Below are 16454 nucleotides of genomic sequence, written 5' to 3' on the forward strand. Positions count from 1 at the left end.
GAACCGCGCTACTTGCCGCCGAAGGCATCTTCAGGGATGTCGTTGGCGATGCTGCTGGCGCCGAGGATGGCCTCCATGCGGCCCAGGGTCACGGGCAGCAGGTTGCGGGTGTAGAACTCGGCGCTCATGATCTGGCCCTCGTAGAAGGCGCTGTCCTTCTCCTTGGCGCCGGCCTGGAGGGCGGCGGCGGCGAGGTTGGCGCGCCACAGGAGCATCCAGGCCATGACCATGTCGCCCACCGCTTCCATGAAGGTGAAGGCGTGGGCCGAACCCGTCATGGGATCGGACTGCATGGTCGTGGTCATGTGCGTGGTGACGGTCTCCAGGCGGGCCAGGGCCGTGGCCAGGCGGGCTGCGACGGGGGCCGTGCGCGCCAGATCCTGTGCGTTGGAGATGGCCGACTTCATGGACGCGAAGAGATCCTGGATGGCCTGGCCATTGTTTTGGCTGAGCTTGCGGCCGATGAGATCGAGGGCCTGGATGCCGTTGGTGCCTTCGTAGATGGCGGTGATGCGCACATCGCGCAGGAGCTGCTCGACCGGGAACTCGCGGCAGTAGCCGTAGCCGCCGTAGACCTGGACGCCCAGGCTGCAGACCTCGAAGGCACGCTCGGTCACGTAGCCCTTGGCGATGGGAATCAGCAGATCGATGAGGGCCTGGGTTCGCGCCTTCTCCTCGGCCTGGGTGGCCACGTGGTTGCGGTCCATGCAGTGGGAAACGAAGTAGCCGAGGCTGCGCATGCCTTCGACGTAGCACTTCATGGTCATGAGCATGCGGCGCACGTCGGGGTGCTGGATGATGGGCACCGAGGGGGCGCTCTTGTCCGCGCCCTTCAGCAGGTGGCGGCTCTGCACGCGGGTGCGCGCGTAGTTCACAGCGTAGAGGTACGAGGTGCTGGCGCAGGCCAGGCCCTCGCTTCCTACCATGAGGCGGGCCTCGTTCATCATCATGAACATGCCGCGCATGCCCTTGTTGGGCTCGCCCAGGAGGGTGCCGATGCACTGCCCCTTGCTGCCCAGGGAGAGGGAGCAGGTGGCGTTGCCGTGGATGCCCATCTTTTCTTCGATGCCCGTGCAGACGACATCATTGAATTCGCCCAGGCTGCCGTCGTCGTTCACCCGGAACTTGGGCACGAGGAACATGGAGATGCCGGCGGTTCCGGCGGGGGCGCCTTCGATGCGGGCCAGCACGGGATGGATGATGTTGGGTACGAGGTCGTGTTCGCCCGCGGAGATGAAGATCTTGTTGCCGGTGATGGAGTAGGTGCCATCCGGATTCGGGGTGGCTGTGGCGCTCAGGGCACCCACGTCAGAACCCGCCTCGGCTTCGGTGAGCAGCATGGTGCCGCACCATTCGCCGCTGTAGAGCTTCTGGAGGTAGAGCTCCTTCTGCTTGTCCGTGCCCAGTTTTTCCACCAGCTTGCCCGCGCCGTGGGTGAGGCCCGCGGTGAGCATGAAGGCGAAGTTGGCGCCCATGAGGTAGTCCGTGGCGGCGCTGGCGACGGTGTGGGGCATGCCCTGGCCGCCCCACTCGGCGTCATCGCTCATGGCCAGCCACTCGCCGTCCACCAGGGCCTTCCAGGCCTTGTGGAAGGAGGTGGGCATGGTGACGGCGCCGTTCGCGAAATGGGCACCGATGCGGTCTCCATCCACCTGGGTGGGGAGGATTTCTTTCACCGCCAGGTTCCTGGCTTCCGAAACGATGAGATCGACAGCCTTGCGGTTGAAGTCGGCGAAGGGCTTGTGCTTGGCGAGTTCTTCGACCTTCAACTGCTCGTAGAGGACGAAGTCGATGTCGCGGCGGTCAGCCAGAATCTGGGCCATGGGGGCCTCCGTGGGATCCGGGGATCAGGACGCGCCGGGACCGGCGCGTCCTGATGTGAGTGGTTTCGGTGAAAGCGTGCGGTCTAGGCGAAGGTGGGCTTGGCCTTGGGAGCAGAGCCCTTCTTCTTGGGGATGGAGGCGATGCGCGTGACGTTCAGGAGGTGCTTGTAGGTGAAGTTCTCGGAGATGGAATTGCCGCCCCAGCTGCCGCAGCCCAGGGTGTTGGTGAAGGCCAGGCCGCCTTCGACCGAACCGCCGGCGGTGGTGGCGCAGGGGGCGTTCACGATGACGCGGGAAACGGGGAGTCGGCTGCCGGCCTTGGCGATGTGCTCCTGGTTGTTGGAATGAATGCCGGCCGTGTGGCCGCTGCCTTCCAACAGCAGGTTGGCGGTGGCGATCTGGATGGCCTCGTCGATGTTCTTGTAGCTGAAGGCCGCCAGCACGGGGCACATCTTTTCTTTGCAGATGATGTCGGCCGCGCCAATACCCTTGGCCTCGAGCACGAGCACCTTGATGCCTTCGGGAATGGTGATGCCGGCCTTGGCGGCGATGAAATTCACGGACTGACCCACGGTGTCGCGCGCCAGGGCGCCGTTCTCGAAGATGGCATCCACCACCATCTGGCGTTCGGATTCCGGCACGATGTAGGCGCCCTGAGCCACGAAGGCGGCCAAGACTTCGGCCCGGTCATCCTCGTGATAGATGAAGGACTGCTCGCCCGAGCAGATGATGCCGTTGTCGAACTTGCGGCCCGTGACCACCTTGAGGGCGGCATCCTGGTAATCGATCTGGCGATCGAGGATGACCTGGACGTTGCCGGCGCCCACGCCGAAAGAGGGCTTTCCGGAGGAGTAGGCGGACTTGACCATGGCCATGCCGCCCGTGGCCACCACCACGTCGCAGGTCTTCATGAGCTCCTGGGTCTTCGCCACGGAGGGATCTTCGATGACCTGGACGAGGCCCTCGGGAAGGTTGAACTTCTCCAGGGCCTGGTTGATGAGGTGCACGGTGAGACCGGAGCACTGCTTGGCGCTCGGGTGGGGCGCGATGATGATGGCGTTCTTGGTCTTGAGGGCGAACATGATCTTGGACATGGGGGTCACGACGGGGTTGGTGGAAGGCGTGATGCCCGCCACCACGCCGATGGCCTTGCCGATCTCCACCAGGTTCGTCTTTTCATCCACGCGCAGGATGCCCATGGACTTCTTGTCCTTCAGGTCATGCCAGACGCCCGTGGACTTACCGAGGCACTTGGCGATCTTGTCTTCGACGGTACCCATGCCCGTCTCCTCGACGGCCAGCTTGGACAGCATCTCGGCGTTGTCGTAAACCACCTGGGCGACGGTCTGCACGATCTCGTCCACTTGCTCCTGATTGAAATTCTTCTCGAAAATGGCCTGAGCCTTGCGAGCCTTGGCAACCATGCTCTTGATTTCCATGGATTCATCCTCCTTTGCGGGTGATGCGGTTAAAAAAGGGATTGGTAGATGTCGCGGATCTCGTCTCGAGTCAGCGCGACGTAGTTGTTGGCCAGCAGCCGTCCCTGCTTCTGCATGACGGTGTCGGCGAAGGTCTCGATTTCTTCGCGCTTCATGCCGTAGAAGCGCAGGTTGTTCTTCTGGAGGAGCTGGCCGAAGAGCAGGTCCAGCCGGTCGTACACGCTGTCCTGGCCGCAATGGAGGAGGCCCGCCAGCAGGGCGTTCAACTCCTGGATGCGGCCCTGAGGCTGCTTGGCCTGGTAGCGCTTGAAGACGGCCGTGAAGAACTGGTAGTTCGCCTCGCCGTGAGGCACGTGATAGGTCCCGCCCAGCGGGTAGGAAAGCGCATGCACGGCGCCCACGCCCGTATTCCCGAAGGCGATGCCCGCGAAGTTGCTGGCCATCAGCATGTCTTCCAGGCGCTGGAAACGGTACTCGGGGCCTTCGGCCACGATGCGGCTGAACACATCGAGAATCAGCTCGACGGCGGCCTTGGCGTAGAGCTGGGTGTAGGGGTTGGACTTCGGCGAAACGTAGGATTCCACCGCATGGATGAAGGCGTCGATGGCGCTGTAAGTGTAGAACTTGAAGGGCAGGCCCTTGAGCAGTTCCGGGATGATCACGGCGTCGTCGGCCAGGATGGCGTCGTCCGCCAGGCCCATCTTGGTGTGCTTGGAGGTGATCTCGGCGATGGAGAGGTTGGTGACTTCGCTGCCGGTACCGCAGGTGGTGGGAAGGATGACCAGCTGCTTGGCCTTGACGATGGGGATGGTGCGGTCGAAGGCCTGCACGACGTCTTCGAGGCCTTCGAGCACGAAGAGCTTGGCGATGTCGATGACCGTGCCGCCGCCCACGGCGATCACGCGGTCGAAGACCAGGCCCTTCACGTCGCCGAGGATGCTGTTCATCATCACATCCGAAGGCTCGCCGGCGCCGTAGTGTTCCTGCATGACGACGTGGCAGCGCAGGTCCAGCGCCTTCATGAAGGGAGCGTGAAGGAACTCGTGAGTGATGACCAGGTCACGCTCGGAGAGCTGGAAGGCTTCGGCGAAGGCCGCGAAGGTATCGAAGCGGCTGAGCCGGGTCTTGAGAGAGAAGAGCTGCATATCAGACTCCGACGGCGCACTGGACGGGTGCGAAACGGCGATCGAATTCTTCGCGCAGGCCGGCCCTGAAGGAGGGGTGCGCGATATTGATGAGGCTCTGGGCGCGCTGCTTGAGCGTGCGGCCCTTGAGGTGGGCGATGCCGAATTCGGTGACGATGTAGTCCACGTCGTTCCGCGAGGTGGAGACGGCCGCACCGGTGGCGAGGAAGGGCACGATGCGCGATACCTTGCCCCCCGCCGCCGTGGAGGGCACCGCGATGATCGACTTGCCCTCGAGGGCCATGCTGGCGCCGCGAACGAAGTCCACCTGGCCGCCCACGCCGCTGAACTGCCTGAGCCCGATGGATTCCGAACCCACCTGACCCATGAGGTCCACTTCGATGCAGGAGTTGATGGAGACCATCTTGTTGTTCTGCATGATGACCGTGGGGTGGTTCACATAGTCCACGGGGAAGAGCTTGACCTTCGGGTGATGGTTCACGAAGTCGTAGAGGCGTTGGCTGCCCATGAGGAAGGTCGACACCAGTTCGCCCTTGTGGATGGACTTGCGGCTGCCGTTCACGACGCCCAGTTCCACCAGGTCGATGAGGCCATCCGAGAACATCTCGGAATGGATGCCCAGATCCTTCTTGTCCTTGAGGAACATCAGGACGGCATCGGGAATGGCGCCGATGCCCAGCTGGAGGGTCGAGCCGTCCTCGATGAGGGTGGCGCAGTACTCGCCCAGCCGCCTTTCTGTTTCGCCGATCTTGGGCAGGGGCAGTTCAAGGATGGGGTTGGACGTCTCGACGATGTGGGTGAGCTTGGAGACATGGATGAGGTTGTCGCCGCCGATGAAGGGCATGCGGTCGTTGGCCTCGGCGATGACGATCTTGGCCCGGTCCGCGGCGGGCTTGGTGTAGTCGCAGGACACGCCGAAGCTGCAGAAGCCGTTGGCGTCGGGCCGGGTCACCTGGATGGCGGCCACGGACACCGGCAGCTGTTTCCTGAAGAGGCCTGGGAACTCGTGGAAGTAGCAGGGCGTGTAGTCGCCGCGTCCCTCCTCCACGGCTTTCCGGTTGTTGCTGCCCAGGAAGATGCCGTTGAAGCGGAAGTGCTCCTCCAGGCCCTCGTCGAGGTAGCCTCCATCGCCCAGGCAGAGCATGTGGACCATCTCCACCTTGTGGAACCGATCCTTCTGGGCCACCAGGGCCTTCAGGAGTTCCTGGGGGGCGCCTGCGGCGTGGCCCACCACGACCCGGTCACCGCTCTTGATGACCCGAACGGCGGCTTCCGCGGTGGTCAGTTTCTCCCGGTAGATCCTTTGCCAATCCATGACTTCTCCTTCCGCCCCGGAAAGGGCAGCCTGCCTTCAGCCGGGGCCTTCGCCGCGCGGCCTTTCGTGACGGCCTGGTTGAGGCCTACTTGTTCTCGCTTTCGTTCACCTTTGCGATTTTCTTGGCCAGGAGCTTCTTGAGCTCGAGGTTCGATTGACGGGCGATCATGATGCGCTGGGCCTGAGGCGACCCGGCGCCGTGCATGGATTCCGTGCGGTAGCCCACGGCCGCCGTTCCCAACGTGAGGTTCTCGATGAGCCGCAGGACGCGCATGCGGTTCGCGGTGCCCACGCCCGCGACACCCTTGAGATACTTCTTCACGAAGGGGCCCACCTTCTTGTCGCGGTAGTCCGCCTCGGAGGGCATGGTCACCATGATGCCGCCGGCGATGTCCTCGGCGAGGCGGGCGATCTCGTAGGGGAAGCGCGTGACGTTCTGCTTGCAGACGTTCGCCAGCAGGTTGTCGATCTGGTAGTTGCCGGCCTTGGTCTTGCAACCCTCGGCGGAGCAGGCGATGCCGCAGGCATAAAGGGTCTCGTTGAGATGGGTCATCTCGATGAGCTTGTCCTTGATGTGGTTCGCCTTCGCCGCGCCGTTGTAGTCCGCGGCCAGGGCGGCGGCGCCGATGAGCACGTCACCCACACCCGTCTTGCAGCCGCCGTAGGACTGCCGATGGTAGCCCGCGAAGCGCTCCACCATCATCCCGGCGAACTCCCACTCCTTGCAGAGGAAGACGCGGTTCCAGGGCACGAAGACATCCTCGAAGATCACCAGCGCCTCATGGCCGCCGAACTCGGAGTTGCCCACATCGATGTCGGCGCCTTCTTCCATCTTGCGCGTATCGCAGGATTGGCGGCCGTAGATCATGAAGACGCCTTCGGCATCCGAGGGCACGGCGAAGGACACGGCGTAGGCCTTGTCCTCTTCCTTCATGGCCTGGGTGGGCATGATGAGGTGTTCGTGGGAATTCAGGGCGCCGGTTTGGTGGGCCTTGGCGCCGCGCACGACGATGCCGTCGGCACGCTCCTCCACGATGTGGAGGTACATGTCCGGGTCCTCCTGCTTGGAGGGAGCGAGAGACCGATCACCCTTGGGATCGGTCATGGCGCCGTCCACCGTCAGGTCGTTCTCCTGGACGAACTTCATGTATTCCGTGAAGCGCTTGTGGTACTCGGTGCCGCACTTGGCGTCGATCTCGAAGGTGGTGGAGAAGATGGCGTTGAATGCATCCATGCCCACGCAGCGCTGGAAGCAGGAGGCCGTCTTCTGGCCCAGCAGGCGCTGCATCTTCACCTTCTTCACCAGGTCTTCGGTGCTCTGGTGCAGGTGGCAGAAGCGGTTCACGGTCTTGCCCGTGAGGTGCGACGTCGCCGTCATCAGGTCCTTGTGCTCTTCCTGCTCGGCCAGCTCGTAGGTCATGGCCACGGAGTTCAGGGAGGGGCGGATCATGGGGTGGTCGACCGGGTTCTCGATCAGCTCGCCGAAGAGGTAAACCTTCAGGTTCAGCTTGCGGATGCTTGCGATGTATTGGTCTTTGTTCATGTCAGCACCACGTGAAAGGGCCGGATTTTTCAATGAAAGACAATGCAGACCGCTCCTCACCGGGCCTCATCTGCGCCCGGCTTGCCTTCCATGCTTCTTCAATCCGGCGTTGATGGATCGAGAAGACAAATCGGTAAATCATTACCGATCGGTAAAGTATAAGAACCAGGCCTCGCGGTGCGTCAACGAAATTCGTCTCCATCGCGAAGGTGGAAATTCTGAATTCCTGTTCCTGTAGCTAATTCAGAACCCAGTGATGGCGGGCCTTTCGAGGTTCACGGATCGGATTTTCGGAGGTTGTTATCCCGAATTGGTTGTGTCGAAGATCACCGTAGATTACCAATCCATCGTGAATGAAGGTATCGGGGCGGCGCATCGTGGATGGCCTTGGATACCCGCATCAGGGCTCGATGTGGCCCATTTTGTGGGGTGCCCGGTCTACTCCGCCTTCACGGCGAAGGGCTTGAACCCAGCCTTCTTCAGCTTCTCGGCGGTCTTGTCCACGGCCGCGCGATCGGCGGACTTGGCCAGGCGCACCTTGAGCTGGCCCTTCTCCTTCGTCGTCGTCGTGGCGAAGCCCGCGGCCTTGGCCTTCTCGGCGGTCTTCTTGGCTTCGGCGGCATCGGCGGTGGAGAGCAGCTGCAGGGTCCAGGCCTCGGTCTGAGTGGATTTGTCGGCGGGCTTGTCGGTGGCCTTGGTCTCGGGCTTCGCCTCGGACTTGGGCTCTTCCTTGGGCGCGGTGGCGTCGACCTTGGGGGTGGGCACGAGCTTGTCGGGGCCGTCGCCTTCGAAGATCTTGAGCTGGTCCACCAGGGGTTCGGGCAGCTCCTTCAATTCGTCTTCCACGCCCTTCTGCACGGGCCGGCGCAGGGCCGCGCTCTGCTTGCCCACCTGCACGCCCAGCACGAAGGCGAGGGTGAGCAGGCCCACGCCCACGCCTGCCACCCACAGGATGGACTGGCTGCCGATGCTGATCTGGTCGCGCTGGCTCACGCGGCACCTCCTGTGCCGCGCCCTTCGGGCTTCGGCTGCGCCAAAGTGGCACTTCGCTCCTGCTTCATGCTCATGACCGCTCCAGCCTAACGCCTTCGAGCAGGGCCGCGAACTGGCTGCCGCTGCTGGCGGGGGCGGTGACGAGGACGCTGGAGGCGGGTTCGAGCAGGGCCGCCGCAAGCAGCTGGGCCCCGGAGCCGCCGAACTCGCCCCAGAGGCCCTTGGGATGCAGGGCCGCGGGCCAGCGGGGATGGACTTCGGCGAGGCGCGATTCGAGCGTGTCGAGGCGGGCCAGGCCGTTGGCGCCGCCGATGCGGCGATCCACTTCGAACTCGCCGAGGTCCGAGATGGCGGCCTGGAGGGCCTGGATCCGTTGGGTCTCGGTGGACTCGCTGGCGGATCGGGAGACCAGGGCGCGGAGCCGGGCCCGGGGTTTGACGCTGCGGGCCTCGGCCCGGGCGCGGGTCTCCAGCAGGAAGGCCTGGGCGCCTTCGCCGGGCAGGAAGCCGCCCCCCGAGCCCACTTCGGGATCGCCGTGCCGCGCCAGCAGGCGGGCGCCCCCGCAGACGTCGAGCAGGAGCGGGAAGAGGCCGTCGGTGCCGAGCACGAGGGCCGCGTCCGCCAGTCCGGCGCGGAGCCAGCGGCTGGCCTGCTCCAGGGCGGCGAAGGCGGCGTTCTCCCGATCGACGAAGGTGGCCGCGGGCCCCTTCAATCCGAAGGCCAGGGCCAGGTGGCCGCTGGCGGCGTTGGCGACGCAGTTGGGGAAGACGAGGGGCGAGGCGCCCTCGGGGCCGCGCTGGAGGTAGGGGCGCATGAAGGCTTCGCTGGCCTCGCTGCCTCCCGTGAGGGTGCCCACCGCCACGGCGATGCGCGCTCCCGCCTCCGCGCTGAACCTGGGATCGAGCCCCGCATCCTGGAAGGCCTGGTGGGCGGCGACCCAGGCGAAGCGCGAGGGGCGGTCCAGGCGCCGCAGTTGCATGGGCGGAATGATGCCCGCCGGGTTGAAGGCGCTGCAGGCCGCGCCGCGGCCCCGGCCCAAGGATTCGGGCAGGTCCGCGAAGCAGGATGCGCCCGATCGAAGGCTGGCCTGCGCCGCGTCGAAGCCGTCGCCGCAGGGAAGCACCAGGCCCAGGCCCGTGATGACGAGGTCGGCGGGCGACACACTCATCGCATTCATCGCCCCTCCCAGCGCCGGAGTGCCAGCGACACGTTGTTGCCGCCGAAGGCGAACGCGTTCACCAGGGCGGCTCGGATCCGGCGCGCCTTCGCCACCTTCGGCGTGCAGTCCAGATCGCAGAGAGGGTCGGGATCCTCCAGGCGCAGGGTGGGGCTCACCACCTGGTCCCGCAGGGCCAGGATGGCGGCCGCTGCGCCGAAGGCCCCGGCGGCGCCCAGGGTGTGGCCGAACTGGCTCTTGGTGCTGGTCACGGACACGAGGTCGGCGGCCGCGCCCAGGGCCCGGCGGATGGCCAGGCATTCGGCGCCGTCGTTGGCGGGGGTGGCGGTGGCGTGGGCCGAGACGAGATCCACTTCGGAGGCGTCGAGGCCGCCGGTGCGGAGGGCCATGGCCATGGCGCGGGCGGCGCCTTCGCCTTCGGGGTGGGGCGCGGTGGGGTGGTGCGCGTCCATGCTGGCGCCATAGCCCAGCACCTCGGCGTAGATGTCGGCGCCCCGGGCCAGGGCGGCGTCGAGGGGTTCCAGGAGCATCTGCACGGCGCCCTCGCCCAGGTTCAGGCCCGCGCGGTCGCGGCTGAAGGGGCGGCATTTCTGAGGATCCACGGCCTTGAGGCAGGAGAAGCCGCCGTAGGTCGTGCGGCAGAGGCTTTCAGCCCCGCCCGCGAGGGCCAGGTCCAGTTCGCCGAGGGCCAGCCGCTCCCAGGCCTGGCCCATGGCCAGCAGGCTCGACGAGCAGGCGTTCATGATCGTGCCGCGGGGGCCCGTGGCACCCAGGCGCCGGGCCAGGGCATCGGTGACGGTGGCGGGGCTCTGGTAGGCGGACTCGGCGGCGCGGCTCCGCCGGTCCGCGAGGCGTTCGGCGAGGAAGGCCTCGGCTACGGGCAGGCCGCTGGTGCCCGCGCCCTGGAAGACGCCGATGCGGGCGGGATCCCCGCCGGGCCGGTGCCCATCGAGCGCCTCTTCGAGGGCCTTCAGGGCCATGACTTCGCAAAGGGTCTGGTGTCGGGCGGGTTCGAGGGCCACCTGGCCGGCGATCTGGGCGGGCTCCAGGGGCAGGGAGAGCCGCGTGAGGGGGCCCAGTCCGTCGCGGCCTTCGAGCATGGCGGCCCAGGTGCCTTCGCGATCCAGGGCCAGGGAGGACACGAGGCCGAGGCCCGTGACGACGACGCGTTGGGGTGCGCGGTGCGGGGACGTCATAGGCGCTTGACCAGGAGGGCGGCGGTGCAGAGCTCGTGGCCCTCGCAGCTCACGGTGCCGCGGACCTTCATGAGCCCCGCGAAGGCGCCTTCGGCCTGGACCTCCAGGCGCAGCCGGTCGCCGGGCAGGGCGGGGGCCTTGAAGCGGGCGTCCTGCACCCCGGCCAGGAAGATGGCGGCGCCGTGCAGGGATTCGGATTCCAGGAAGCCTCCGGCCTGGGCGAGCATCTCCAGCAGCAGCACGCCCGGCACGAGGGGGCGGCCCTCGAAATGGCCCTGCAGGTAGGGTTCGCCGTTCGTGACGAGCTTTTCGGCCACCACGCGCCGGCCGGGCTCCCGTTCGAGAATCCGGTCCACCAGCAGGAAGGGGTAGCGGTGCGGCAGGTGGGCCGGGATGTCCGTCATGTCGGGGCCTAGGCCTTGTTCTGCTCGGCGATGAAGTCCGTGAGGGCCTGCACGGACCGGAAGGCCTTGAGGCCCGCGGCCTCGTCCTCGATCTTCACGCCGAAGACCTGCTCGATGCCCAGCACGAGCTCCAGGGCGTCGATGGAATCCAGGCCCAGGCCCTCGCCGAAGAGGGGGGCGGCGTCGTCGATCTGGTCGGGCGTCATGCCCTCGAGCTTCAACCGCTCGATGATCATCTCTTTGACGCGCAGCTTGAGGTCGCTCATGGGAATCCCGGCAGAATGGGTGAAGGGGTCTCCCTAGATCCTAGCCGACGCCTGCGTCGGCCGGAGATTCTATCCTGGGTGCGGCCCCCAGGGTCCTTGTGATCTTCACATGAGCACCGCCTCGGCAAAGGGCGCTAAGCTTGTTCTTCGCGGAATCCTCCGCCCGAGAGCGCCATGGCCCATCCCGCATCGCCCTTTTTGTCGGTCCTGATCCTGTTGTTGGTCGCCGCCGTGACGGCGGTCGCGATCCTCGTGCTGTCGGGCTGGGTGCTGCCCATGCTCAAGCCGAACAACCCGAAGGAAGCCAAGCTGCGGGTCTACGAGTGCGGCGTGCCGCCCCTCCAGACCGGCGCCCGGCACAAGTACTCGGTGAAGTTCTACCTGACCGCCATGCTCTTCATCCTGTTCGACGTGGAAGCCGCCTTCCTGCTGCCCTGGGCCGTGAACTTCAAGCACGCGCTCTGGACCTTCGGCGCCATGCTGAGCTTCATGGGCACCCTGCTGGTGGGCTTCATCTACGCCTGGGGCAAGGGCGCCTTCGAGTGGGAGCGCTGAGATGGCCGAAATGAACATCAACGACGCCGTGATGACCACCCGCCTGGATGCGGTGGTCAACTGGGGCCGCAAGAACAGCCTCTGGCCCATGCCCTTCGGCGTGGCCTGCTGCGCCATCGAGTTCATGAGCATGATGTCGTCGAAGTACGACCTCAGCCGTTTCGGCGCCGAGGCCATGCGCTTCAGCCCCCGCCAGAGCGACATGATGCTGATCCTCGGCACCATCACCAACAAGATGGCCCCCGTGCTGCGCACCATCTACGCCCAGATGGCCGAGCCCAAGTGGGTGATCAGCGTGGGCGTCTGCGCCAGCTCGGGCGGCATGTACCGCACCTACGCGACGCTGCAGGGCGTGGACCGCGTGATTCCCGTGGACGTCTACGTGCCGGGCTGCCCGCCGCGGCCCGAGAGCATCATCTACGGCGTGATGAAGTTGCAGGAGAAGATCGAGAAGGAATCCCTCTCCATGCGCAAGGATCACATCGAGCGCTTCTACGAGAGTCTCGCCCGCCAGGACGCGCTGCAGGCGGAGAAGGGCCTCACCAGCCAGCAGACCATCCGCGAGATGCTGATGGATGCCGGCGAACGCGGCGTCGGAACCATCTTTTAGTCGGGCTTCTAGCCGGGCTTCCAGGCAGGACGGACCATGATCATCGAGCACATCGACACCCAGCTGCCGGCGGCCATCCTGGACCGCCACAGCTTCCGCGGCGACCAGACCATCGTGGTGGCCAAGGAGAACCTCCTGACCCTGGTGGACCTGCTCCATCACGAGGGCTTCCAGCTGCTGGTGGACATCACGGCCGTGGACTGGCCCGAACGGGAAGGCCAGCGCTTCGACGTCGTCTACCACTGGCTCAACCTGGCCAGCCAGGAGCGCCTGCGGATGAAGGTGCCCGTGGCCGATGGTGAGGCCGTGCCGAGCCTGGCGGGCCTCTTCAAGACCGCCAACTGGTTCGAGCGCGAAGTCTTCGACATGTTCGGCATCCGCTTCGACGGGCATCCCGACCTGCGGCGCCTGCTCACCTGGGACGACTTCCAGGGCCACGCCCTGCGCAAGGACTTCCCTCTCGATGGCGGCGATGTCTTCTGCATGGAAGGCTGCACCGCGCCCTACAACAACGGCGAACGGAACTAGGAGGCGATGACCATGGATTCCATCGCCATGACCCGGCAGATGCTCGACGGCGACAAGATGATCGTCAACATGGGGCCCTCGCACCCCACTACCCACGGCACGCTGCGCATCGTGCTCGAGCTGCAGGGTGAAACGATCACGAAGGCGACGCCCGAGATGGGCTACCTCCACCGCGGCGTGGAGAAGCTCGGCGAGAACCTGAGCTACCAGCAGTTCATCCCGCTCACGGACCGCCTGAACTACTGCAGCGCCATCATGAACAACGTGGGCTACGCCTGCGCCGTGGAAAAGCTCCTGGGCATCCAGGTGCCCAAGCGGGCCCAGCAGATCCGCGTGCTCGTCTCCGAGCTGGCCCGCATCGCCGATCACCTCGTGTGCGTGGGTGTGAACGCTGTGGACATCGGGGCCTTCACGGCCTTCCTCTACCTCTTCCGCCAGCGCGAGATCGTCTACGACCTCTTCGAGATGGCCGCGGGCCAGCGCCTGCACACCAGCTTCACCCGCATCGGCGGCCTCTTCCGCGACATCCCCGAGGGCTTTGTGCCCCTCACCGAGCGCTTCCTCGTGGAATGCGGCGAGAGCATCGACGAGCTGGAGAAGCTGCTCACGCGCAACCCCATCTGGCACGACCGCACCAAGGGCATCGGCGCCATCAGCGCCGAGGACGCCGTGAACTGGGGCTACACGGGCCCCTGCCTCCGCGCCGCCGGTGTGCCCCAGGATCTTCGTAAGGCCCAGCCCTACCTCGGCTACGAGACCTACGACTTCGACATCCCCATCGGCACCACGGGCGATGTGTTCGACCGCTACCTGGTGCGCGTCGAGGAGATGCGCCAGAGCCTGCGCATCATCCGCCAGGTGCTGGACCGACTCGAACCCGGCCCCGTCATGGTGGACGATCCGAAGGTCGCGTTGCCGCCCAAGGAGAAGGTCTACACCCGGATGGAAAGCCTCATCCACCACTTCAAGCTCATCATGCACGGCATGGACATGCCCGTGGGCGAGGTCTACAGCGCCACCGAAGCCGCCAACGGCGAGCTGGGCTTCTACCTCGTCAGCGATGGCGGCAAGAACCCCTACCGCATCCGCGTCCGTCCCCCCTGCCTGCCCATCTTCAGCAGCTTCGAGGATCAGGTGAAGGGCGGGCTGATTGCCGATGCCGTCGCCGTCCTCGGCGCGATGAACATTATTGCGGGTGAGCTCGATCGTTGACGCGCCGAGGACGGCGAGCGGGCGAAGCCCGCAGCCGGTCTGGGTGCCATGAGGCCGAAGCAGGAGCGAAGGTCGACCGCCCGCGTAGCGCGTGACCCCGAAGGGGCGAGGCCCGGGATGGGCCGAGTCAGCATCATTGCCGGTGAACTCGATTGCTGAGGTTCCAGTCTGAGGGCGATCAGCCCCGTGAACGGTGGGCGAAAACATCATCGTTTGCTAGTCTCGACCCCCATGGCTCATACTCCCCTCAACCCTTGTTGGGCCCGCGGGTCTCAAGGAATGGACGTCACCTTCAACGCTTGTTTCGGGGGCCTCATGGCGATTCCCATGAAGTTGCGTACGGTGTCCGGGGGCTGTTCCCTGGTCTGTCTCTCGGCGGTCTTCCCGATGCCGCTAGCGGGAGGGGTTTTCCCCGAGGCCGCTAGCTCGAAGGCGTTCGCACAACCGGGGGCTGCCGCGCGCACCCTGGTGCTTGCCTCACCCCCAAAGACCCTGTTTCCGAAACTCATCGAGCTGCTGTTGGACCGGGATTACATCATTCTTTCGGCCAACCAGGATCTGGGTTTGATCAGCTTCCGCCATCAAAAGGAAGACAAATCTATCCGGAGTCGTCGCCACGTCAATGTGGTGGAGGGAACCCTCCTGCTCCAGGACGCTTCCCCCACTTCGGCGCGCGTTCGGGTCAAGCTGACCCAGAGCTGGCAGGAGAGCAGTTTCAACACTCACCATGAAACAGGGGTTCAAGCGGATGCAGACCCAGGCTACTACCAGAGCTTCTTCAAAATGCTTGAGGATACCTTTCCGGTCGTGAAGCCATAGCGGGGCGTCCTTCCTGATCCATGATCAGACCCCCCGGCACCCATCACAGCCCGGGGCCTTCACGCCTTCATCAACGCTTCCAGCTGAGCCCGGTGGTCGTTGCGCAGGCGCTCCAGGAGGCCGAGCAGGGATTCGCGCTCCTCGGCGCTCAGGCAGCGGTCCACCTGCTGGCAGAGGGCGTTGTGGCGGCCGTGCATCTTGGCTTCGAGGGCGAGGCCCTTGGCGGTGATCTGTACGCGGCTGCCCCGGCGGTCGGCGGGGTTTTCGCAGCGCTTGACGAGGCCGCGGGCCTCCAGGCGATTCACCAGGCGGGGCACATCGGCGAAGCGGTAGATCATCCGGCAACGGATTTCCTTCACCAGGTAGCCGTCCTTGGGCCCGCCCTTGAGGATGCGCAGCACGTTGAACTGCTGGTCGGAGATGCCCTCGGGCTCGTAGAGGCCCTCGTCGAAGAGCCGCGCCACGTATTCCCGGGTGAGCAGCAGGGCCAGGGCCACCTCGTGGCCGGGTTCGAGGGGCTTGGTGATCTGGAGTTCTTCGCGGATGTGCATGGCCGGCTCCTGCTACACCAGGATGACAGAATTGTTGCAAAAAAGGTGTTGCAACTCGCGAAATGCTGCCTAGACTTTTGAAAAGGTGCTTAGACACCTTTCCTTGGAGGTTCCATGCGTCACCCGTTCCGCGCCCTTTTCGCCGTCCTCGCCCTGGCCGCCCTGCCGGCCCTGGCCCAGGACACCTACAAGATCGACCCCGTCCACAGCGAGATCAGCTTCAAGGTGCGCCACGCCCTGGCCAAGGTCAGCGGGCGCTTCTCCAAGTTCAGCGGCACCGTCAAGGTGGATGCGAAGGACATCAGCAAGTCCAGCGTCGAAGTCAGCATCGACGCGGCCAGCATCAGCACGGACAACGAGGCTCGTGACAAGCACCTGAAGGGCCCGGATTTCTTTGATGTGGAGAAGTTCCCCACCATCACCTTCAAGAGCACGGCGGTGAAGGAAGTGGCCAAGGGCAAGCTGGAGATCACCGGCGACTTCACCCTGCACGGCGTGACCAAGAAGATCACCTTCCCCATCACCAATGCGGGCACCCAGGCGGGCATGAAGCCGGGCACCGTGGTGGCGGGCTTCATCGACGGCGCCCTGACCCTCAACCGCAGCGAGTATGGCGTCAAGTACGGTGTGCCCCTGGTGGGCGAGGAAGTGGCCATCAGCCTGAACATCGAGGCCGGCAAGTAAGCACGGCATCCCAGGCAAAGCCTGTCGTGACGGGGGGCACCGGGCTCGAGTGCCTAACAAAACCCCGACGGGGCCGCGATGAAGCCAGGCAGGATGCACCGCAAGGAAGGGCCCGCAGGGCAACGTGGTTCGTTGTTCAAGGGACCTGACACCGCGGGGCGCCTGCCTGGCTTCATCCCTATGGGCGAGGGCCG

17 protein-coding genes are annotated in these 16454 nt (G+C 65.3%); 6 read left to right on the forward strand and 11 right to left on the reverse strand.

Annotation, left to right across the window (positions count from 1 at the left end):
- Window positions 1–8 precede the first annotated feature (8 nt).
- The 10 genes from QSJ34_RS10680 to QSJ34_RS10725 form a co-directional block, all read right to left on the reverse strand.
- A complete protein-coding gene (locus tag QSJ34_RS10680) occupies window positions 9–1823 on the reverse strand; it encodes an acyl-CoA dehydrogenase (protein WP_285574974.1) in 1815 nt (604 codons plus the stop codon).
- Window positions 1824–1906: 83 nt separating this feature from the next.
- On the reverse strand, window positions 1907–3262 hold the full coding sequence (locus tag QSJ34_RS10685) for an aldehyde dehydrogenase family protein (RefSeq protein WP_285574977.1): 1356 nt from the start codon (window positions 3260–3262) through the stop codon (window positions 1907–1909).
- Window positions 3263–3291: 29 nt separating this feature from the next.
- The gene (locus tag QSJ34_RS10690) at window positions 3292–4407 is read right to left on the reverse strand and encodes a 4-hydroxybutyrate dehydrogenase (RefSeq protein ID WP_285574979.1); all 1116 of its coding nucleotides are present in this window, start codon (window positions 4405–4407) and stop codon (window positions 3292–3294) included.
- Between the two features lies 1 nt (window position 4408).
- Window positions 4409–5722, reverse strand: a complete 1314-nt coding sequence (locus QSJ34_RS10695) for an acetyl-CoA hydrolase/transferase family protein (protein WP_285574981.1) — start codon at window positions 5720–5722, stop codon at window positions 4409–4411.
- Window positions 5723–5807: 85 nt separating this feature from the next.
- Window positions 5808–7265 carry a 4-hydroxyphenylacetate 3-hydroxylase family protein gene (locus tag QSJ34_RS10700; RefSeq protein WP_285574983.1) on the reverse strand — a complete coding sequence of 486 codons (1458 nt, stop codon included), beginning with the start codon at window positions 7263–7265 and terminating at the stop codon, window positions 5808–5810.
- A gap of 438 nt (window positions 7266–7703) precedes the next feature.
- Window positions 7704–8258 carry an SPOR domain-containing protein gene (locus tag QSJ34_RS10705; RefSeq protein ID WP_285574985.1) on the reverse strand — a complete coding sequence of 185 codons (555 nt, stop codon included), beginning with the start codon at window positions 8256–8258 and terminating at the stop codon, window positions 7704–7706.
- Between the two features lie 70 nt (window positions 8259–8328).
- On the reverse strand, window positions 8329–9435 hold the full coding sequence (locus tag QSJ34_RS10710; RefSeq protein WP_285574988.1) for a beta-ketoacyl synthase N-terminal-like domain-containing protein: 1107 nt from the start codon (window positions 9433–9435) through the stop codon (window positions 8329–8331).
- The gene (locus QSJ34_RS10715; RefSeq protein ID WP_285574990.1) at window positions 9432–10631 is read right to left on the reverse strand and encodes a beta-ketoacyl-[acyl-carrier-protein] synthase family protein; all 1200 of its coding nucleotides are present in this window, start codon (window positions 10629–10631) and stop codon (window positions 9432–9434) included. The genes QSJ34_RS10710 and QSJ34_RS10715 overlap by 4 nt, the downstream gene beginning before the upstream one ends.
- Window positions 10628–11035, reverse strand: coding sequence for a 3-hydroxyacyl-ACP dehydratase FabZ (fabZ, locus tag QSJ34_RS10720; RefSeq protein WP_285574991.1), 408 nt, complete (start codon window positions 11033–11035; stop codon window positions 10628–10630). Before fabZ ends, QSJ34_RS10715 begins: the two co-directional genes overlap by 4 nt.
- Before the next feature lie 8 nt (window positions 11036–11043).
- Entirely contained in the window at window positions 11044–11301 is a 258-nt protein-coding gene (locus QSJ34_RS10725) for a phosphopantetheine-binding protein (protein WP_285574992.1), read from the reverse strand.
- Window positions 11302–11475: 174 nt separating this feature from the next.
- Here QSJ34_RS10725 and QSJ34_RS10730 point away from each other — a divergent pair, with 174 nt between their 5' ends.
- From QSJ34_RS10730 to QSJ34_RS10750, 5 genes are all read left to right on the forward strand, one after another.
- Window positions 11476–11856: an NADH-quinone oxidoreductase subunit A gene (locus QSJ34_RS10730; protein ID WP_285574994.1), complete on the forward strand. Its 381-nt coding sequence runs from the start codon at window positions 11476–11478 to the stop codon at window positions 11854–11856.
- Window position 11857: 1 nt separating this feature from the next.
- Window positions 11858–12466, forward strand: a complete 609-nt coding sequence (locus tag QSJ34_RS10735) for an NADH-quinone oxidoreductase subunit B (RefSeq protein WP_338001171.1) — start codon at window positions 11858–11860, stop codon at window positions 12464–12466.
- Between the two features lie 36 nt (window positions 12467–12502).
- Complete coding sequence (locus tag QSJ34_RS10740; protein ID WP_285574995.1) at window positions 12503–12994, forward strand: NADH-quinone oxidoreductase subunit C; 492 nt, start codon at window positions 12503–12505, stop codon at window positions 12992–12994.
- A gap of 39 nt (window positions 12995–13033) precedes the next feature.
- Window positions 13034–14206, forward strand: a complete 1173-nt coding sequence (gene nuoD, locus QSJ34_RS10745) for an NADH dehydrogenase (quinone) subunit D (protein ID WP_420798843.1) — start codon at window positions 13034–13036, stop codon at window positions 14204–14206.
- 315 nt (window positions 14207–14521) lie between these two features.
- The gene (locus QSJ34_RS10750) at window positions 14522–15025 is read left to right on the forward strand and encodes a hypothetical protein (protein WP_285574998.1); all 504 of its coding nucleotides are present in this window, start codon (window positions 14522–14524) and stop codon (window positions 15023–15025) included.
- A 59-nt stretch (window positions 15026–15084) separates the two neighbouring features.
- On the opposite strand, the gene QSJ34_RS10755 is transcribed toward QSJ34_RS10750, so the two are convergent.
- Complete coding sequence (locus QSJ34_RS10755; RefSeq protein WP_285575000.1) at window positions 15085–15576, reverse strand: MarR family winged helix-turn-helix transcriptional regulator; 492 nt, start codon at window positions 15574–15576, stop codon at window positions 15085–15087.
- A gap of 114 nt (window positions 15577–15690) precedes the next feature.
- Between QSJ34_RS10755 and QSJ34_RS10760 the strand changes: the two genes are divergently transcribed.
- Entirely contained in the window at window positions 15691–16260 is a 570-nt protein-coding gene (locus QSJ34_RS10760) for a YceI family protein (protein WP_285575002.1), read from the forward strand.
- Window positions 16261–16454 lie beyond the last annotated feature (194 nt).

The sequence above is a fragment of the Geothrix limicola genome (assembly GCF_030268085.1).
GTDB lineage: Bacteria > Acidobacteriota > Holophagae > Holophagales > Holophagaceae > Geothrix > Geothrix limicola.

Bases quoted from the DNA above. Each gene is read 5' to 3' on its own strand.
- QSJ34_RS10680 (WP_285574974.1), bottom strand. From the start codon at position 1,823: ATGGCCCAGATTCTGGCTGACCGCCGCGACATCGACTTCGTCCTCTAC.
- QSJ34_RS10685 (WP_285574977.1), bottom strand. From the start codon at position 3,262: ATGGAAATCAAGAGCATGGTTGCCAAGGCTCGCAAGGCTCAGGCCATT.
- QSJ34_RS10690 (WP_285574979.1), bottom strand. From the start codon at position 4,407: ATGCAGCTCTTCTCTCTCAAGACCCGGCTCAGCCGCTTCGATACCTTC.
- QSJ34_RS10695 (WP_285574981.1), bottom strand. From the start codon at position 5,722: ATGGATTGGCAAAGGATCTACCGGGAGAAACTGACCACCGCGGAAGCC.
- QSJ34_RS10700 (WP_285574983.1), bottom strand. From the start codon at position 7,265: ATGAACAAAGACCAATACATCGCAAGCATCCGCAAGCTGAACCTGAAG.
- QSJ34_RS10710 (WP_285574988.1), bottom strand. From the start codon at position 9,435: ATGAATGCGATGAGTGTGTCGCCCGCCGACCTCGTCATCACGGGCCTG.
- QSJ34_RS10715 (WP_285574990.1), bottom strand. From the start codon at position 10,631: ATGACGTCCCCGCACCGCGCACCCCAACGCGTCGTCGTCACGGGCCTC.
- fabZ (WP_285574991.1), bottom strand. From the start codon at position 11,035: ATGACGGACATCCCGGCCCACCTGCCGCACCGCTACCCCTTCCTGCTG.
- QSJ34_RS10725 (WP_285574992.1), bottom strand. From the start codon at position 11,301: ATGAGCGACCTCAAGCTGCGCGTCAAAGAGATGATCATCGAGCGGTTG.
- QSJ34_RS10730 (WP_285574994.1), top strand. From the start codon at position 11,476: ATGGCCCATCCCGCATCGCCCTTTTTGTCGGTCCTGATCCTGTTGTTG.
- QSJ34_RS10735 (WP_338001171.1), top strand. From the start codon at position 11,858: ATGGCCGAAATGAACATCAACGACGCCGTGATGACCACCCGCCTGGAT.
- QSJ34_RS10740 (WP_285574995.1), top strand. From the start codon at position 12,503: ATGATCATCGAGCACATCGACACCCAGCTGCCGGCGGCCATCCTGGAC.
- nuoD (WP_420798843.1), top strand. From the start codon at position 13,034: ATGCTCGACGGCGACAAGATGATCGTCAACATGGGGCCCTCGCACCCC.
- QSJ34_RS10750 (WP_285574998.1), top strand. From the start codon at position 14,522: ATGGCGATTCCCATGAAGTTGCGTACGGTGTCCGGGGGCTGTTCCCTG.
- QSJ34_RS10755 (WP_285575000.1), bottom strand. From the start codon at position 15,576: ATGCACATCCGCGAAGAACTCCAGATCACCAAGCCCCTCGAACCCGGC.
- QSJ34_RS10760 (WP_285575002.1), top strand. From the start codon at position 15,691: ATGCGTCACCCGTTCCGCGCCCTTTTCGCCGTCCTCGCCCTGGCCGCC.